This window comes from Pseudomonas sp. OV546, assembly GCF_900116845.1.
Taxonomy (GTDB): domain Bacteria; phylum Pseudomonadota; class Gammaproteobacteria; order Pseudomonadales; family Pseudomonadaceae; genus Aquipseudomonas; species Aquipseudomonas petroselini.
Genome location: NZ_FPCE01000017.1, coordinates 40,767 through 59,410, shown reverse-complemented (window position 1 = coordinate 59,410; position 18,644 = coordinate 40,767). Strand labels below are relative to the sequence as shown.

The 18,644-nt window shown below is 57.8% G+C and carries 17 protein-coding genes; 2 read left to right on the top strand and 15 right to left on the bottom strand.

What is annotated here, in order from left to right:
* Positions 1-36: 36 nt before the first annotated feature.
* The 4 genes from BM403_RS28035 to BM403_RS28020 are packed head-to-tail and all read right to left on the bottom strand — an operon-like array spanning position 37 to position 2,377.
* The gene (locus tag BM403_RS28035) at positions 37-687 is read right to left on the bottom strand and encodes a DUF799 domain-containing protein (RefSeq protein WP_012721604.1); all 651 of its coding nucleotides are present in this window, start codon (positions 685-687) and stop codon (positions 37-39) included.
* Positions 684-1,046 carry a DUF4810 domain-containing protein gene (locus BM403_RS28030; protein WP_093546211.1) on the bottom strand — a complete coding sequence of 121 codons (363 nt, stop codon included), beginning with the start codon at positions 1,044-1,046 and terminating at the stop codon, positions 684-686. Before BM403_RS28030 ends, BM403_RS28035 begins: the two co-directional genes overlap by 4 nt.
* Positions 1,047-1,075: 29 nt before the next feature.
* Entirely contained in the window at positions 1,076-1,756 is a 681-nt protein-coding gene (locus tag BM403_RS28025) for a CsgG/HfaB family protein (RefSeq protein ID WP_058426355.1), read from the bottom strand.
* A 39-nt stretch (positions 1,757-1,795) separates the two neighbouring features.
* Positions 1,796-2,377 carry a hypothetical protein gene (locus BM403_RS28020; RefSeq protein ID WP_012721601.1) on the bottom strand — a complete coding sequence of 194 codons (582 nt, stop codon included), beginning with the start codon at positions 2,375-2,377 and terminating at the stop codon, positions 1,796-1,798.
* Between the two features lie 271 nt (positions 2,378-2,648).
* Here BM403_RS28020 and BM403_RS28015 point away from each other — a divergent pair, with 271 nt between their 5' ends.
* Both BM403_RS28015 and BM403_RS28010 read left to right on the top strand, forming a co-directional pair.
* Positions 2,649-3,260, top strand: a complete 612-nt coding sequence (locus BM403_RS28015; RefSeq protein ID WP_093546208.1) for a hypothetical protein — start codon at positions 2,649-2,651, stop codon at positions 3,258-3,260.
* Positions 3,261-3,276: 16 nt separating this feature from the next.
* Entirely contained in the window at positions 3,277-3,864 is a 588-nt protein-coding gene (locus BM403_RS28010) for a hypothetical protein (protein ID WP_012721599.1), read from the top strand.
* 245 nt (positions 3,865-4,109) lie between these two features.
* On the opposite strand, the gene BM403_RS28005 is transcribed toward BM403_RS28010, so the two are convergent.
* The 11 genes from BM403_RS28005 to BM403_RS27960 all read right to left on the bottom strand — a co-directional run bounded on the left by BM403_RS28005 (position 4,110) and on the right by BM403_RS27960 (position 18,618).
* Positions 4,110-4,400 (bottom strand): RDD family protein, encoded by a 291-nt coding sequence (locus BM403_RS28005; RefSeq protein WP_256577229.1) that lies wholly within the window; start codon positions 4,398-4,400, stop codon positions 4,110-4,112.
* A 7-nt stretch (positions 4,401-4,407) separates the two neighbouring features.
* A complete protein-coding gene (locus tag BM403_RS28000; RefSeq protein ID WP_012721596.1) occupies positions 4,408-4,881 on the bottom strand; it encodes an RDD family protein in 474 nt (157 codons plus the stop codon).
* A gap of 32 nt (positions 4,882-4,913) precedes the next feature.
* Positions 4,914-5,093, bottom strand: a complete 180-nt coding sequence (locus BM403_RS32310; RefSeq protein ID WP_256577228.1) for a hypothetical protein — start codon at positions 5,091-5,093, stop codon at positions 4,914-4,916.
* 233 nt (positions 5,094-5,326) lie between these two features.
* Positions 5,327-6,115 (bottom strand): signal peptidase I, encoded by a 789-nt coding sequence (gene lepB / locus BM403_RS27990; protein ID WP_043204622.1) that lies wholly within the window; start codon positions 6,113-6,115, stop codon positions 5,327-5,329.
* 39 nt (positions 6,116-6,154) lie between these two features.
* On the bottom strand, positions 6,155-6,595 hold the full coding sequence (locus BM403_RS27985) for an SMI1/KNR4 family protein (protein ID WP_224265920.1): 441 nt from the start codon (positions 6,593-6,595) through the stop codon (positions 6,155-6,157).
* Positions 6,596-6,748: 153 nt separating this feature from the next.
* A complete protein-coding gene (locus tag BM403_RS27980; protein WP_012721592.1) occupies positions 6,749-7,198 on the bottom strand; it encodes a hypothetical protein in 450 nt (149 codons plus the stop codon).
* A 159-nt stretch (positions 7,199-7,357) separates the two neighbouring features.
* Positions 7,358-7,756 (bottom strand): hypothetical protein, encoded by a 399-nt coding sequence (locus tag BM403_RS27975; RefSeq protein ID WP_256577227.1) that lies wholly within the window; start codon positions 7,754-7,756, stop codon positions 7,358-7,360.
* Between the two features lie 426 nt (positions 7,757-8,182).
* A complete protein-coding gene (locus BM403_RS27970) occupies positions 8,183-9,001 on the bottom strand; it encodes a hypothetical protein (protein ID WP_012721589.1) in 819 nt (272 codons plus the stop codon).
* A 265-nt stretch (positions 9,002-9,266) separates the two neighbouring features.
* The gene (locus BM403_RS27965; RefSeq protein ID WP_224265921.1) at positions 9,267-9,917 is read right to left on the bottom strand and encodes a transposase; all 651 of its coding nucleotides are present in this window, start codon (positions 9,915-9,917) and stop codon (positions 9,267-9,269) included.
* 300 nt (positions 9,918-10,217) lie between these two features.
* Positions 10,218-10,436, bottom strand: a complete 219-nt coding sequence (locus BM403_RS31750) for a hypothetical protein (RefSeq protein ID WP_139238009.1) — start codon at positions 10,434-10,436, stop codon at positions 10,218-10,220.
* The gene (locus tag BM403_RS27960) at positions 10,423-18,618 is read right to left on the bottom strand and encodes a two-partner secretion domain-containing protein (protein WP_093546206.1); all 8,196 of its coding nucleotides are present in this window, start codon (positions 18,616-18,618) and stop codon (positions 10,423-10,425) included. Before BM403_RS27960 ends, BM403_RS31750 begins: the two co-directional genes overlap by 14 nt.
* Positions 18,619-18,644: the final 26 nt, after the last annotated feature.

The window sequence follows — 18,644 nt, the reverse complement described above, 5'->3', positions numbered from 1 at the left end:
CCACAGTTGGACCGTGGTGCTCTCAGAATCCGGATATCAGTCCGTGCCGTACTTCGGGTTACGCGGGCCGTACAGGATCCCCGCACGCTGCCCCGGCGACAGCAGGCGCGCACTGGTGATACCGGCGATCGGGTGCGCCGCATCGGTGGAACTGTTGATCACTTGCTTGACCGCCGCCGTGATCAGCATGCCGACGAGGCCACCGCCGTTGTTGTTGCCTTCCTCGCTGGACGCATGCGCCGAGCCAGTCCACAGGGTGGTGCCGGTGCGCAGGTCGACCAGTTTGGCCGAGGCCGTCACGGAGGTGTCGCTGGAGATCAGCATGTACTTGGTGCCGTAATTGGTAACGGTGATGTACAACGCCGAATCCGCGCCAAAGATGTCATGCAGCTTGGCCGGTGGCACCGCCTGGATATCGTTGGCAGTGGTCAGGCCGTTCTGGCGGAAGGTTTCGTCCACCAGGGCAATCGGCAACACGTAGTAGCCGGCTTCCGCCAACGGGTAGGTCACTTGCGAGACCATGCTGTAGGAGGCCTGCACTTCCGGCGACTCATTGATCGGCGGCAGTACCAGGATCGACTTCGGTCGCGCCTGTTTGTATGCCGTGTAGTCAATGGTCTTGGGGGCTGCGCAACCGCCGAGCAGGGCCAGGGCCAGCAAGGCGCCAGTGAGTTTCAACAGGCTCATTTAGTGGCGACTCCGGTCTTGGCGTTTTTCAGCAGAAAATCCATGTAGGCGGCGGACTCAGGGAACAGTGCCTTCTCGGTGCGGAACTCCTGCACCATCTGGTCATCCTTGCCCATGCTCAGGTAGAGCATGCCCAGGTGCGCGTGGTAGCCAGGTGGGGCCTTGCGGCCACTGGCGTTGATCTTCTGCAGATCCCGCTCCAGCGCCTCGACCTGCGCTTCCTTGGGCTCGCCCTTGAAGTACTCGTAAACCTGCGGCTGGTAGCTTTCCCATTGATACAGGGGTTGGGGCGCCGTCTGGCACCCGGCGACCGTTGCGACTGCTGTCAGCATCAGCACCAACTTAACTGCCTTGCTCATCCGTGTACTGCTCCTTGAGGTGTTGCTGATCAGTTGCGCGGGTTCCAGGCGCCGGCGTTGATGCCGTCGACGAGGCGGTTGATGGCTTCGCGCATGGCCAGGTCGAGGACCTTGCCATTGAGGGTGGAGTCATAGCTGGCGGTGCCGCCGAAGCCGACCACTTCACGGTTGGACAGCGCGTACTCACCGGCGCCCTGGGTGGAATACACCACTTCGGAGGTGCTGATGTTGACGATATTCAGTGCGACTTTGGCGTAGGCGACTTGGGTCTTGCCACGGCCAAGGATGCCGAACAGCTGGCGGTCACCGGTCTCTTTGCGGCCGAACTCGGTCACATCGCCGGTCACCACATAGTCAGCGCCTTTGAGCTTCTGCACGGTGCCTTTGATCGCGGCTTCCTGGGAGATTTCGCCCATGTTGTCGCGGTCCAGCACGCTGAAGCGGTTGGTCTGCTGCAAGTGGGTGATCAAGATGGTCTTGGCCTGGCCGCCGAGGCGGTCAACGCCGTCGGAGAAGATGCCGCGCATGTAGCTGGAGCGGTTATCGAACTTGCCCACGGCGATTGGCACGCGTACGCCGGAATAGGCGACGTTGGCACTGGCGACTTGTTCCACCGGCATGGCGCGGTTGCTCTCCGTGGCGCAACCGGCCACGGTCAGCAGCGCTGCGGCGGTGAGGCCCGACAGCAGAATTTTGGACAGTGTGTTCACAGAGTGCTCCTAAGTGGGGAAATCCAAAGCGATTAGCCGCTATCGAGAAGGGATATCTTGCAGGTCGTCGACAATGTATTGGCTCAGCCCACCAGTGAAATGTCGCTCGACACTGGCGTTACCGGTATTGGTGATAATGCCGCCGATGGTCTTCCATTGCTGCACCTGGCCCACCCAGTTGTTGGGCACCAGGCCTGGCCGGTCGTGGGCAAAGCTCAGCACTTGGGCGCCGGCTTTCTTGACCTTGACCTTGTAGCCGAAATCGATGCTTTGCAGGATGGTGCCGTCGTCGATGACTAAATTGGACAGCCCGCCGTTGGTGTCGATGATATGGCGCACGTAGACGATATCCACGTCCAGCAAATAATCGGCGGTTTCCTTGCTGGTGGCGTAGCGCTTGGCGTTGAGCAGGCGGTTGACCAGGTCGACACCGAGCTCCTGGCGAACCTTGTCGTCTGGCATGAAATGTTTGCTTTTGCCGCCCACTTCAACGTCGAAGGTGTCGACCCAGTAGGTAGCCGTCTTGGGAATAGTGACCGGCGCCGGGGAGATGTAATACGCCGGCTTGGAGGCACAGCCCGCCATAAGGCAGGCCGCGAGGAATACGGCAAACAGGCGCATGTCTGAATTCGTCCCTGAAAAGTATCGTGCTTTAAACAATCGCGGCATTTTACGGAGTTGAAAGCCGTTCTCAAGTTGTTTTGACGCCCGAGCTGCGCCGTTTTACTGGCGCTTATGCCCAAGTCCGCGGCGAAATGCCCTAAGGCATTGTCAGCAAAACAAAAACAATGATGGCTATTAGCCTGCACCGATCAAATAAAAAATGCATTCTCAAGTTATGCCCGTGAAGGACGAGACAGTGGCTTGGTTCGTTCATTTATAGGGATATTGCGTGTTGAAAACCCTCTTCCGGGCAGCGGCGCTCGTCGCCGCGTTATCCATGACCGGCTGTGTGTCGTACACCGTCACTGGCCCCATCGGCGCCCCGCTCCATCCGGCCTCCAGCAGTAGCTCGCGCAGTGCGCAAGTCGCCGATGTGACGGTGAATACCGCCGACGTCAACGAGGCCAACAAGACGGCCATCAGCCGCTCGCTGACGGCCCAGATCAACCAATACGTGCGCACGGCGGGTTATTTCAACCAGGTCACCGAGTATCCGGTACGCCTGGGCGAGCACGACGTCACGCTCAAATTCAACATGACCTCCCTCAAAGGCCATCGCGCGCCACACCCTGCGTATGTGCCGGGCGCGCTGCTGACGCTGACGATCTGGATCTGGGTCAACGGCCCGATCTACGTGGACAGCTTTGACGTAGCGGGCGACCTGGTCATCGTCGACCGCAACGGCCAGGAACTGGCTTCGGCGAAAGAGTCGATCAAGTTCGAACACAACGTCGGGCTTTACAGCGGCCAGTATTGGGCGCCCTCGATGGGCGGCCAGCAGCTGACCAAACTGGTCGCGCAATTGCTCGACACCGCTACCGCCAAACTGGCGAAACCGTAAATTTAAGGAGCAACACATGAAAGGATTGATTAAACACTGCCTGGTCCTCGCGGCGGTCCTGCTGACCGGTTGCGTTTCTTACTCGCAGCACGAGCTGCCGGCAGTGCAAACCTGGCCGCCGACCGCTAACGCACCGGCTCAAAAGCCGACGGCGTACGTGCGCACCACGGCGCAAAACCACGTCAACGGTGGCCCAGGCAACGCGGCAGTGGGTGCCCCGGTGGTGCTGTGGGAAAAGGCTGTGGCCGACACCTTCCAACAGTCCAACCGCTTCTCGCGAGTAAGCACCGACAAGGTTGACTCGGACCTCTATGTGGATGCCACCCTGCACAACAATGAAGAATACAGCCCGGTGTCAGCGTTCATTACCGGCTTCACGTTCTGCATCATCCCCACCACTGCGAAGAACATTTTTACCCTCGAAACGGTGTTCAAAGACAAGGACGGCAAGGAGTTGGGCCGGGTCAAAAAGAGTGAGTCGGTGCGCACATGGGTGCATCTGGTGCTGATCGTAGGCCTGCCTTTCCAGACCGACACACGGGAAGTGGTCGAGGCGTTGACGCGCAGTACGCTGGATGAGGCGGTGCAGCGCAAGTTACTGTAAAGGCCTGTACGTCGACGGATATCCATCTGACGCACGTCAATCAAAAATGTGGGAGCGGCGGTTCAACGCCGCCCACATTAGTTACAGCCAGACCGCCCTGCTCACGTGTTGATCACAATCGTCTTGGCCAACATATCGCCCAATCGACGGCGCAACCCGAACAGCACAAAAAGGCCGTTCAGCATACTGAACAACAGCTTCGGAACATTACGCAAAAACGATTGAAACAGCGTGCAGTTCGTTGGTTAGGGGTAACCCACCACCGCCGTCCGGCACACCCGCTTACCCAGGCTCTGGCCTTTGGGCAAGGCATCGCAAAACAGAAAGTACCCGAAGGCTAAAAACATCAGCACATAGCGGATGCCATCAAAAAACAGCGGGGCCACCACCGAGCGCAAAAACAGATACGCGTAGTCCAGGTTGCGGATCAAAAACAGCAGGAAAAACACCACGGCCATATCGATGACATAGCCGAGCAGCCGCCTGAACGGGCTGGCAAGGTCCCAGGTTTCTGCCGCCGATACTGAATCGTTCATAACGTGCTTATCCCCTGCCTTTGTCGTAAATATCCGCCAGGCTGCGAACGCTCGTCAGATTACCGGTCTGGATCACGATGGTCTTGGCGAACATGTCGCCCAGGCGTGTCCTCGATTCCATGAGGATCCACACCCAATCGATGACCACCAGCGCACCGGAGTTACGCGTAAACGACTGGGAAACGCTGCAACCCTTGAGGGTCTTGCGGTCAACCGTGGCAATGCTCAGCAGGCGCTTGCCAAGGCTCTGGCCGTAGGGGAGCGCATCGGCCAGCAGGAAGTAGGCAAAGCCCGCAAAAAACGCGCAGAGGAAACCGGCCTTGGGCGTCGCCGCAGGGACATAGGCAGACAACGCCTCTGCACTATATTTGACGATGAAAAAGATCAGCACCGCGATGGCGCAGTCAATGATGCGTGCGGCCAGGCGACGGCCGATGCTGGCCAGGATTGTGGGGCGTTTAGGGGTGCTATTTGCGTCCATACAGGGTTACTCCAACTTCAACGTGATTGCGTCTATTCCGGGCGGGTGCAATTGCGCTCCCAGCCTTTTTCAATCGTGCTGCCGTACTTTTCACAGGACGCCCTTTCCAACAGAGCGTCCAGGGAATCGCGCCCAGGCTCAACCCACAGCAGGCCGAGCAAGTAGGCCGCCGTGGCCGCGAGCACCAGTATCGCGGCCATCCGAGTCAGCATGAATCGAAGCGTTGCTGCGGTTGTGCGCGATCGCTCAAACACGAACGCGAACAACAGCCCAATGCCGCACCACAGGAAGCCTGCGACTGCCACGCCCAACGGCGTCGAACCAGGATCGAGGTAGGCTCAGGCCAGCATGGATACCGTGGCGCTGGCGAACATCACCAACAGGCACAGCCACTGGGCAACCCGACACCCAATGCTGAAAAAGCGCGCCAAGCGCGTTTGAGCATTCACGGGAACGTCATACCGATGCGTGCCCGCTCTTCGGAAAACCAGATGCCTGTGACCTTACCGACCACCTCTTCAACGGCCACCTGTCCCATAAAGCGGCTGTCATTGCTGTTATTGCGGTTGTCACCCAGCAGGTAGACGTGCCCTGGCTCGACCTTGAGCGGAGCCAACTCCATCGACGCCGGCCCATTCACACGGTCTGCCGGCGCATGAAACAGGCCGAGGTTTTCACCGTTGCGGATCAGTTCGCCGTTGACGATGGCCAACGTATCACCCCCAACACCCGCCACGCGCTTGATTGCCTCGGTGCCGTTCCAGCGATACACCACGATATCGCCGACCTTCGGCACACCGGCCTTGAGGTCGGCCACAATGTAGTCGCCCACGGACACCGTCGGTGCCATCGAACCGGTCGGAATGTAGTAATTCTTGAACCCTATCAGCGGCCCCCGCAGGACCTCCAACAGAATGAACGTGATCACGATCAACACGCCGACGTATAGCGCGTGGAACCGTTTGCGCGGCACGCCCGCCGGGCCCGTGTAACGACGGGCCAACACTGCCGATACGATTGCCGAGCTGAGCTTGACCGCGACAATCCAGCCGAACAACACATACAGCCCGATGGGCGAGGCGCTCAGACCGAACACGCCGAGCAGCACCACACCGCCGTACAACAGCGCAGCAACCGAAATGGCCCACTTGATACGGCCCACGTAGACAAGCCCCCAACCGGCCACCAGGCAGGACATCAGGAAAGCTTGCAGGGAGAGTTTTACAGGTTTCATTGATCATCCTTAATAATGCAAGTGCGCGCGTTGCGCCTATTACTGTGCGGCGCGCCAATCCACGTAACCCTTGACCGCCTCTAACTGGCTCAACATGAAGCTCGAAAAATCCTCGAACAAAACTGTTGCCCCATCCAGTTCAGGATCAATTTCTACGATTGACCAATCGTTCTCTGCGTCGAATGCATAAAGCACACCGCTCCCACTGCTGGCAAACACATACATATGACGGTAGGCATCGACCTCGCATTTGGCGATGGCGGCGTACTTCACTGGGCCGTCCTCGATGTAGAGCGCGCTGTCCAAGTCACCGAAGCCGAACTGCTCAAGAAACTCAAGATAGTCATCCGGCACACTGTCGCGGTGCGAAAATTCGACGCCACTCAGTATTAAATCCCGGTCACTTATGCAGCTTCCATAATCCCCTTCGTACTGCTCAGCAGAGGTGATGTGTTTTATAAGTTCGCGAATATTCAACATGTACTCCATCGATACCACGCATAACCCTAATTGCCCTGCGCAGGAGGGCGCTTGCTCGCGCAAAAACCGGAAGACGCCGCGCGATGGGATTAAAGGGGACGGATTTATTTAACCGCTTACCGACTGGCGCCACTACCAAATAAACCGCCCCCTTTAGTCCAGTACTGTTTCAATCTCTTGTCTTAAGAACCGCGGGGCCGGCGTTGTTGCATAACGCTGTGCGATTTCAAAAGGGTCGACAACTTTTGCTTTAACCCCTTCAATTGAAAAATCGCCGACCACATATTTGGCGAAAGACGATGACAGCCGATCACCATCAAGTAGCCAGCAGCCATAAAACAAGGAAATCAGGTACTCGCCAATGTAATATCCGATACGCGTCACAAACCAGACTCTGTGTTCCTCACTGATAACAGCGTGCTGAAACCCACGGTCCAGCAGAGCTAAAAACTTTTTTGGCTCAACCAATACTTCATGAGGCTGATCAAATCCGAGACTTTCACAGAATTTATGCAGCACCGGCAGACGCTCTGATCTAAATGCCGCAAATCCAGCAGCACGTCGGTCAAGCAGCCTATCCGGCGTTTCTCCAGTGTCTACCATTAATCACCTCACTCACTGCTGCTTTTTAATAGTTACCATGCACACGACATTTCCACAAAATGGCATAGGGCAGCTCGTCGTCCAATATGTCTGTCGAGCGAAAATAGTAGACCACTGAAGCGTTCTCGAGGCTTTTGTGAACAAAGGCACCATCGGACATTATGCGGTAGAGGCATGTTCCATAACGTCCCCCACGGCCTTCAACGCTTGCTTGATTTGACCATAGGTCGTGCCTGCCGTCTTTGGTATCAATTCCGCAGGGGGACTAATGACTACCATGTCATCACGTTCAACTTCTCTGAAATAGGCTCGACGAAACGCTGCCTCGCTTGCTGCCCAGTAAAAAGAAACTAATCGGAGTTTGTCTTGACCATCCTCGTTAACGGTGTCGGCCAAGCAGAATTGATTATCGCAAGTTCCATAAACACCCTCATCGATGAGTGAAAGTGCCGCTCCGGATGTATCAAGGACATCACCTGCTTTTTGCTCAAGCAACAACGACCAAGGAATCATCACCACACCCTCCAGAATTATTGCGGCCATTTGAATATTTTGCATTCGATCCTGCCAGCCTTGAGCGCATTTTCAGCCGCTGTTTTATGCGGTCCCTCTGGTATTTTTTTACCGAATTAGAAAATAGGGTTCAGACCACCAATATACGTTTTAGCAGTAATCGTGGTCTGACCCCTATTTTCATAACCGCCTTGCTGAAAAAAAATTTTAAGCAGATAAAAATAAAAAGCTAATTTTTAAAGAGCGTAATGTTCTAGGCTTGCCTCACATACATTAAAAAAACGTTGTCTGACCCCGAGTCCCCCGGCGACCTCTTCCACGTGATGACCAATGACGGTATTGAGCACCAACTGGCGTTCCGATTTCCCGGTAGGCCGGGCCTTGTAATTAAAGGGGACAGATTTATTCAATAGCTTACCGATCAAGGCCCCAGCTAAATGAATCGTCCCCTTTTTGGGTTGGCCATGGGGTTCAGTACCCCCCGGCACTGACATCCGCAACCGACAACCAATAATCCACTACTGCATCGAAGCCTCTGTCGTTGGCCCGAGCCTGCAACGCGACAAGCGCCTGCCGCGCATCGGTTATCGACCAGCCCGTGGAGTTCAGGCTCAGCCACGCATAGTCCAAGCGGCCGGCTTGCAAGAAGCTCTCAAACAACGGCTTTTTCTCTCGATCAGGATCAAACCACGCCGGCAATTGCCCTCCTGTCGGCGGGGGCATATCCCGATCAATGATTTCGAAGGAACAACTGCTTTCCCACCATGGCCGGCCAGGGTCGGACGGGTTGGGAAAGTCTCCGGTGTAGGGCCCCGCGTCTTCAGCCATGCTCTCCAGCGGCGTCTCTTTGCTAAACAATTCGACGTTGGCGAAGCCTTGGGGATCATCACCGGTTTTCAATGACTGCGCTTCTAGCTCCTCCAGACAATCAAGCCCAACCGCTTGGGCAAATTGCTCAAGCTCTGGGGTGACAGCATCTTCGACACTGATGGACATCATAGCCAGAACACCCATCAACTGGGCAGGCGTGCGGGCAATCTCGATCGTCATATGCTCGGCGGCTACATACATCTTGACGAAGCAGGGTTCACGGTCGACAAACCAGTGCCTCCAATAGCCAATATAGGTCGGCCGCGATCCATCGCTCCACAGCGGGATCAACGCCGGCGGGAACCCGTACCATTGCGCTGGGGCATCCAGCGTGCAGATGGGCGGATGGATGCTTCCATCCGCGCAGGCATCCAGCACGGTGGGCAATCCTAAGGCTTCAAAGGTCTTCTTGAGATTCATATCTTCACCGTATTGGCGCCAGAGGCGTCGACCACTCAGGGATATCTATTCTATGCAACGGAGAAACTGGGCCCACCCAGGGTTTGGAAGTTGCACTAGTTTGCTGGTGTATCAGTTGATGAGCCTCGCGCGAAGGTACGGGTACTAAATGCCGTGGGTCAACGATCTGGGTCGGGAAATCTGTCTTACCGAAGTTCCAGTGGTGGACTTCAGCAACGAAAGAAATAGAAAGAAATAGGGGTCAGACCACTATTCTTCTATTCTTTTAGCTCACACTTCTTGGGCGTCCTGACACCCCCTGCGAAACTCGTTTACCTAATGCCTGCTCAATCTCGGCCGCAAACTTCTGATCGCCCAAAACGTAATTACCGTTTGTAGAAAATCGAATTTGCTCTATCAACTCAGGTGAAAGCCGATCCTTGAATAAAGACCGGTAGGATTCGGCTCGTTGCACGGTGCTGCTACCTAACTCTCTATAGACCGCATGTGGGCTTAAAAAGCTTGATGGCTCGCCCTGTGCATTTGCCCTGTAGCTGGTCCAGCGATAGTCGCCCGGATGAGCAACCATGCCCGCTCTAACCGGATTCATTTCGATATATCGATAGCAAGCTAAAACATAGTTGTCTTTTTGAACCAGACAGGAGCGGAAACGTCCTTCCCACAACGTGCCCGTTCGTTGATAGGTTCGATTGATGTATTGAACGTAGCGCTGCCCCAGCCCTTTCATAAGTAGACCAGCCCCTGCGAAGCAGGTGGGGGTCAACAACAAGTGAACGTGATTTGTCATCAAGCACATTGCGTGAATTTTACAGCCATACAATTCAGCAAGCAGGTCTAACTTATCAACGTAAAAAATATAGTCTTCGTCTGAATAAAAACACGCAGACCGGTTGTTTCCCCGCTGAATAATGTGCAACGGGACATCCGGCAGTATAACTCTAGGACGGCGAGCCATATAAACCCCCAAATGAATAAGAGCTTACAGCTTAGCCGCCCATCACCAGGCCAACACAATCGAATAATTACAAAAAATAAATCATATTTTAAAAGAGCAATTTTGCTGAACTCTAAAAAGCGCAAAACCGTGGTCTGACCCCTATTTTTCAAGGGGACAGATTTATTAATCGACTACCGACTAGCGTCACGTTTAAATAAATCCGCCCCCTTTCATGCACCCTTTTATACAAAAACTCAGCCATCTTTATTAAATTAAAAATCAACGAACATTAAAAAACCACAGAACAAAACCTAGAACAAAGCCAACCCCAGCCATTTTTAAATAAAGCGGCGTATTTTCTTTTATAAGCACAATAAAGTCCTCGCCACCACTCAACCAATACCCGGCAATCTGAAAGAACACACACATAAACAACAGACCGAACGCACAGGCACAAGGAAGATAAATAGCAACCCACCAAGGTTCATTCTTTTTCATTGTTGTCTCTTTTCTTCAAATAGAAATCAGCTCCACTATTGAAAAATCCTGACGATACAGAGTCGCCCAGATTACCAAATATGGAGGGAACGGAACTTTGCGATGCCGGCCTGCTGATAGTCCATATTCCAGTCGGCATCCACTCATACTGCTTCGACACCGGGTTAAGCAGCTTATCAAGAGGCGCCTTGATCGTATTACCAACGGCAAACCCCACAGAAGCGCCCGCCTTACTTAACAAAGCTCCCATAAATGGGTCTTCCCCTTTCATTTCCGCTTGATAATAACCACCCGTTGCATTCCAAGTAACCGTCGGATTGTAACCTTTGCCAGCTGTGATCGCGCCGACTACCCCAGAGCCAATCACGTCCGACAGTGTCACTTTTCCTGTCGTTCCATATTGGATAGCTGCACCAATACCTGCGGAAGCGCCCACCGCTATCAATTGTTCTTTACCTTTGGTCAAAGCGTTAGTAAGGATTGAACTTCCGCCCATCACCATTACCGGCCAAGAGAGCGGATCGATGACAACTGACATGACTCGGTCTGTGTCAGTAATATTTTCCTTCAAAAATTTAAGGTCCGAGCCATTGAGGTAATTTACCAGTGCGACAGCCTCGGGATTTTTCAATTTTTCACTCAGGCGGAACTGTGACGGGTCGGCATCTCTCGCAGCATTGGTGCTTGCCTGAATTTCCTCTTCCCGTAGGACACACGTTAAACCACCGCCAATGCAACGACCCATCATTTTTTTACTGTTTTCATTACTGATTTCAATATATTTTTTTAATACTAGACCGCAGTCGCCTTTAACGTTTTTGCAGGCCGATAGTTCTCTATCAAGTGCGCGGGCTTCTGTCTCACTCAGCCAGTTATTCTCCACCGCATTACGTCCTGCCTGAGCGCCAGCGGAGGCACCGAGCATATCACCGCCAGTGAGCCCTCCGCCCACCCCCGCAGCCAAGGTCGACAAGGCGGAAACCGTTTCCTTTTGCGCTTGCGTCAGGTCACTTGTTGCGGTGCCCGGATAAAGTTGACGGGCAATCAACTCACCCATCGCAGCGCCGGTGCCCCCTGCCAGCGCCGAATTTCCTTGCGCTTGCGCCACCATCGCGCCAAGCACTGCGTGAGCCATCAGGTTGGCGTAAGGGTCGCCTTCAGTTTTTTTCTTGATCTCCTGTGCCAGGTACGGCGCCGCGGCACCTGCCAACGCACCGCCAACATTGCCACCCATGACCGCTTGAACAATGGCGGTGACGGCTTGGCTGGCCCTCTGGAAGCTGCTCCCTAAGCCATAGTCCTTCTGAGCACGCTGGCTGACTTGTTCGGCAGTCGGGTTAGCGATGCCGTCTTCAATTAGCTTCTGCCGCGTGGCTTTGCCAGCCTCAGTGGTGGGGTCTTCGGCGTCCCTGATCTTCGCGGCAGCAATCGCATCGCCAATGCCCTTGGTCAACTCCATCGAACTCTTGATCAGTTCCATGCGTTCCTGCATGGCCTTTTCATCAGGCTTGTCGAGACGCTGGTTGGCGTTGGCCGTGTCGCGGTTCAAGCCGACCAGGTCATTGGCACCCTCGGGGTTACGCACCACGATCGTGCCTTCGCTGACAGCACTGCGCGTATAGCTGTGGTCCGAATCGTTCAGCGACATTCCATACAGAGCGCCCGGTGTCATCGTGCTCGCGCCGCTGCTGTAGGAGCCGGAGACGCTCATGCCCGCAGACTTGCTCTCGATCTCGCTCTTGTTCTTGATGTCACTAACCAGCAACCGATCGGTGAGCAGCAGGTTCCTGTCGGCCGCAGCCTCGCTGGCAATCACCGCACCTTGCAGGATGGTGTTTTTGGCCACGTCGATGGTGTAGCCGCCCTTACCGGCAAAGAAACCGCTCTGGTCGGTGACAGCTTGGTAGTCGCTGTTCATTTTCGACGCCGCCAGGCTCGCGGACGCTGTCACTGGGGAGCCATAACAGATCGGCGGAATGCAGATGCTCGCACCGAAGCCCGCGCTGTTCTGCTTGCTCTTGGACGTCTCGGTGTCCTGGCGCGACAGAATGTTGAGGTTGCCGCCGATGTTGGCATCGATACGGTCAGCGCGTACCTGCGCGCCGATCAGGCTGGTGTCCTGGCCGCTGCGCAGTACCAGCGAGCCGGTGTCCAACGTGGTATTGACCTGGGTAACCGAGCCACCCGAACCGAGGTTCTTGGCGGTTTGTGCGCCGAGGTCGATGGTGAAACCGTTTTGCTCGCCTATGTTGAAGCTGGCACCGATAGCGGTCCTGTTGCGTGAGCCGTCGTTTTTGCGGTCGGTGGTGTTCTGTGCGCTCTGCATCAGGATGTTGTTTTTCGCGGACAGCAACGTGCTGTCTGCTTTCAACGTACTGCCGGTAATCGTCAAGTCACCCACAGTGCCCGGCGCATCGCCCGCAGCGATGATCGACAGTTTGCCCCCGGCGTTGAGGTTGCTCTGGTGAGCGGTCTGCGCCGTGTATTCGCTGCTGCTTTTGGTGCGGGTGTTGGCCAGTTCGGTACCGATCTTGATCAGCGACCCGTTGCCGGCAGAGCCACCAGTCTTGTCCTTGAAGCCGGTACTTTGTTTAGCGAGATCGCCCGCCTGGTTATTCAGGTTGTACATCGACAGCGCCGCCTGGGCGATCTTCACAGCCTTGAGGCGTGGATCGTCGGAGCTGCGCGCCGCCTCGGCTGCGTCGCGGATGCTGTTGGCGGTGTCGACCACTGTGCCCGCAATCACTCGCCCAACCGCCAAGCTTTTTGAGCTGTCCTTACTGGTCTGACTGGCCGTCTCCATCCCCGAAGTAACGGTGACATTAGCCCCACTCAACTCCATGTTCTTGGTGCTCACCAGATCACTGGCCACCACCTTCAACTCACGCCCTGCCGTCAGCGACACATTGCCCGCACTCGAGCCAATGGTGCTGCCGGTCAAGGTCATTTCATTGGCGGTGCCGTTGTGCTTGGAGCTGTTGATGTACAGCTTCTGGTTGCCGGTCATGTCGTCCAGACCGAGCTTGTTGCCGGTCAATACGCCGGTGAGGTCGCGGTTCTTCTCCTTGTGCATGTCGGTGCGGGCGAAGGTGTTTTGCGCCGCGTCGACGGTCAGGTCGCGGCCCGCCTGGACGGCGAGGTCGCCGGTGCTGACCAGGTTGGAACCGGTGACCGTGGCGTCGCGCTTGGCGGCGACGGTGACGGTTTCGCCGGAGACCATGCTGCCCAGGGCGGTGGTGCGTTTTTCGTCGACTTTGTCCTGGACCTTGCTCGACTTGAGCCCGCCCCAGCTGCTTTTGCTTTCCTTGCGTTCATGACGGGCGCTGTCGGCGTTACTGACGGCGAGGATGTTCACGTCCTGGCCGGCGACCAGTTGCGTGGCGCCTTTTTCAGCGGTAACGGCACTGCCAGCCAGCAGCAGGTCTGCACCGGCGACGACGGTGCTGTTCGTCCCCGCGCTGACCAGGCTGCCAACGTTGTTCACCACGTCGGTTTCATCCAGGCGGAATTTCTTGCCCTGGGAGGTTTTCTTGGTCTTGCTGTAGAAGCTGTAGTCCTGGTTTGCAGCGGCTTTGAGCTCGAGGTTTTTACCGGATACCAGGTACGCCTCGTTGCCGGCATTCACCTGGCTGGCGACCAGTTGCAGGTTCTGCCCGGCGCTCAGGGTGGCGTCGCCGCCGGCCTTGATCACGCTGGACACTTGCTGCACGTGGTCTTCGATGCTCTTGACCTTTTTTGTGTTGCCCGTGGAGTGCTGCTCGTTGGCCGCCGCAACGGCGTTGAAGTCGCGGGTGGCAATCAGGTTGACGTCGCGCTTGGCCTCGACCTGGCTGGCCACGGCGCTGATATCGCGCCCGCCAATCACATGCAGGTCGCGGCCAGCGTCGACCACGGAGCCCTGTTGGGCGATGGTGGTGAAGCTGGAGCGGTTGCCGATGGCGCCGCTGTCGAGGGTTTTCGAGGCGGTGATGTTCACGTCGCCCACGGCCTTGACCGTGGTGTCGGCACCGCTCTTGAGCACACCGCCGACGTTGTTGACGTTGCCGCCCGCCTGCATGGCCAAATCGTTGGCCGATTCGATGCGCGCGGCGCTGTCGACGAAGTCGCTGCGTTCGGTGCGGTAACTGCTGGCGCTTTCGTGGGTGGTGACGCTGCGTTCGTTGAGCAGGTCGGCGCCAGCGGCGAGGTTGACGTTGCCCGCGCTGATCACACCGCCGGCGCGGTTGGTCAGGTTGTTACCGCTGAGCAGGTCGAGGCGACCACCGGCTTCCATCAACCCACTGTTGGTGAGGTTGCCGCCGACGTTCGCCAGCAGGTTGCCGGTGGCACGCAGGGTGCCGGCGTTATTGAGGTTGCTGCCGGTGATCAAGTTGACGTCGCTGCCGGAAATCAGCGCCCCATTGGGTGCCAGGCGGTTGTTCGCCTGGGCCAGGTACAGCACCGGCACCAGCACTTGCTGGCCGGCGACGGTGGCGTTTTCCAGCCACACGATATCGTGGGTCAGGGCGGCGACTTGTTCGGCGGTGAGGCTCACGCCTACGGACAAATTCAGGGCGCTTTTGCTGCTGATGGCGTTGTCCATCAGGTGCTTGAACAGGTCGGCGTCGCTGGTCTGGCCGTCGATGAAACGCTGGCCGGTGCGGGCGAGTACGGCTTGCTGGATCAGGCGCTGTTCGTAGAAACCATCACCCAGGCGCTTTTGCGCGGTGTCGGGGTCATAGCCGAGCTTGGTCAGCATGTAGTCCGAGCCCAGGAACTGACGCATATCCGTGAACAGCGGGTTGGTTTCGATCAGGTATTTATGCGGGCTGGCCGCGAACTGGCTGGTGGGCAGGCCTTTGGCGCCATCGCTGTCGTTGAGGTGGAACAGGCCGTTCTGGCCACTGGGCAGGTCGAAGCCGGGCAGGCCCAGCGGGTTGACCTGTTGCTGGGCCACGTCCGGTGGCAGTTGCGGGTTGAGGCTGACCAGGGTCGAGTAGCCCGGCGCATTGGTGTTGGCGCCGCTGCCGACGTAGGTGTAGCCACCTCGCACGACGCTGTTGTCGATGCCGGCCTGGGCCTTCACATCCACGCTGCCGCCAGCTTGGATCACAGCGGCGTAACTTTGGTCTGGCGCGCTTAACTGGGTGGTCTTGCGCAGGGCGATCTGCTCGCTCTCCATCTTACCGATGAACGAGGCCAGGCCCGCTTCGACGCCGCCCATGTCCTGGCCGGCCGAATAGCGCTGGGTGAACGCAGCGGCTTCGCGGTACCAGGCACCGGGCTTGCGCTCACGGGCGGAGGTGAAGATGCGATCGTACTGAGTGTCGTGGGTCACTACACCGACATTGGTGAGTTGGTTGACGACGGCCGTGAGGTTGCCGCCGGCGCCGATGCTACTGCTGCTGTTGAGCAGCTCGCCGCCGGTGAGCAGCATGTTGCCGCCCGAGGTGATGCTGGACGCTGCCGTGGCATCGCTGACGATGAAGTGATCACGCTGGGTAATCAGGAACGGGCGGTTCTGCTTGGGGCCGTCGCAGTCTCCACCGGTCACGCGAAAGATACAGGCCGTGGGCGTGATGGAGGCGCTGTAGATACCGGACTCGGTGTTGAGCACCGTACGGATGTTCTGGATCGTGCTGGCGGCCAGGACCAGATTGCGCTCGCTCTCGATGGTGCCCGAGCTGTTGATGATGCTGGTGGCCAAGCCGCCCTGGCCGTCACGATCGACGCGCAGGTTGCCCATGGCGTAGAGCGTGGCGCCGAGGTTTTTCAGGCGGTCGACCTTGAGGTTCAGGTCGCCGCCACTGAAGATCAGGCCGTGGTCGTTGAGCAGGTTGTCCACCGAAAGATCCAGGCTGCCCTGGCTGGCGACGCTGCCGCCCACGGTCCAGTCCTTGCCGCTGCCGACCAGGGCGCGGGTGCCGAGCAGTTTGCCGGTGGCGGTCTGTTGCAGGTTATCCACGTTGACGGTCAGGCGCCCGGCCTGGATCGCGGTGCTGTTGGTCCAATTGACTTTGTCGAAGGTCAGGTCACCGTTGGTGACCAGGCTGCCACCCACGTCATCGAGGCTGATGCCACTGAGGTCGAGCGCGCCGGTGCCCACATGCAACACCTTGCCACCGGTGTTCTGGAAGCGGGTGGCGGCGAGGCTCAATTGGTCGTTGGCGGTTTCCAGGCTACCGCTGTTGTTGAGCAGGCCACCGATGGCGTAGCGGGTCTTGCCGCTGGTGCCCAAGGCGCGTATTTGCCCGCTGTTGTTGAGGCTGGCGGTCTCGACATCAAGGGCCGTGGCGCTTTCGATCAGGCCACGGTTGGTCAGTGCGCCCTTCAGGCTGACGTCGATCCGGTTGCCGGCGATCTCGCCGCCGTTATCCACATTCATACCGGTCAGGTGCACGCGATCCCGAGCAAACAACGCGCCGCTGCCGTTGTTGAAATCCGTAGCGTCGATCTGCGCATCACCGGCTTTGGCGGCGATGCGGCCACCGTCGTTGTCGAGCGTACCGGCGGTGATGGTCACGCCAGCGTTTTCACTGTGGATCAGGCCGTTGCCGCTGTTTTGCAACAGGCCGCTGGTGGTCAGGGCCAGGCCATCGTTGGCAGCCAGGGTGCCGGTGTTACGGTTGTCGATGCTGTTGGCGAATACCGTCAGCAAGCCCTGGCTGGCGAGCTTGCCGCTCTGGTTATCGATGTGCGCGGCGCGCTGGATCAGCAGCGGCCCGGCGCTGGCCAGCTTGCCGTTGCGGTTGATCAGGTCGCCGATCAAATCGAGGGTGATCGCCCCACCAGCGGTCAAGCTACCGGCGCTGTTATCCAGGGTATTGCCGTTGAGGGTGAACGCACCGGTGCTGTCGATGATGCCGCCCTGGCTGTTGTCCAGCAGGCCGCTGACGTTAAGGGTCTGTGCGCCGTCGCTGAGCAGTCGACCTTTGTTGCGGTTGTCGACGCTGGCGGCGGTGACGTTCAGCGCCTGCTTGGCGCTCAAGGTAGCGCCCTGGTTATCCAGGCTTTGCGCGGTGGCGGTGAGGCTGCGATTGGCGATCACCGTGCCGGTGTTGGTGAGGTGCTGGCTGTCGAGGGTGACGTCGCCACCGGCATTGCGGGTGTTGTCGGGGTTGACCCCGGCTTCGATGATGCCGCTGTTGGTCAGCTGGCCGTTGCTGGCCAGGGCAATGCTGTCGCGGGCGGCGAGGGTCTTGCTGTTTTTCAGTGCGCCCTTGGTCTGTGCCTTGAGGGTGGTGCCCGCGTACACCGCGCCCTTGGTCTCCAGGCTCGCGGCCTTGATGTCCACCGCACCGCTCGCGGCGGCCTGGGCCATGCTCAGGTGGCCGTTGGCGTCGAGCTGAATATCGCCACCACTGGCGGCCAGTGTGCCGTCGAGCTTCACGCCCACACCGGCTTCGGTGCCCACCAGTTTGATCGCACCGGCATACATGCCACCCAGGGCCGACGAGTCGATGGCAAGTTCGGGCTTGGCGCTGCCGTCGTCGGCGCGTGCAGTGGTCTTCAGGCTTTGTGCATCGACGTCGTTGCGGCCGGCGATCACGGTCAGTTGGCGGGCGTTGATCTTCGCGTTGATCTTGGCCGAACGGGTGATGATTTCGAAGCGGTCCACGTTGCTTGCATTCAAGCCCTGGCCGTCGATGGTCACGGCGCCGCCATCGACCTGGTAGCTTTTCAGCTGCCCGGCCTGATCGATCATCGGTTTACCGGTGGTCAGGGTGACGTTGGGGGTGTTGATGAATCCGCAACCGTTGCAGCTGATGCCGTAGGGGTTGGCGACGATGACCTTGGCCGACTGGCCCGCCACTTCGGTGTAGCCGCGCAATTGGCTGGGGCTGCCGCCTTTGACTTCGTTGAGGATGACATTCGCCGCGCCGCCCCTGAGGTTCGGGTTGCCGACGATGATCCCGCCCAGTTGCGTGCTTTGCACCGGCCCGCTGGCGTTGTTAAGGATCACGCCGTTGGGGCCGACGTTGTAGTCCTTGAATTGGTTGTGCGACAGGCCGCTGCCGTTCGGCGTGGCGATGTTCACCACCGGCACGCCATTGCCTGCCTGGCCGACCGTGGTGCCAGGGCCGCTGACGACAATGCCGTCGGCCTGGGCCAACAGCGGCTGCCAGAACAGCGCATTCGCCAAAATCAGTGCGAGGCCGCGCTGGGTTAGGCTTTTCAGGGCAGAAACAGGGCGAACGTCCATATTCAAGATCTCAAGGCAGCTGGCGT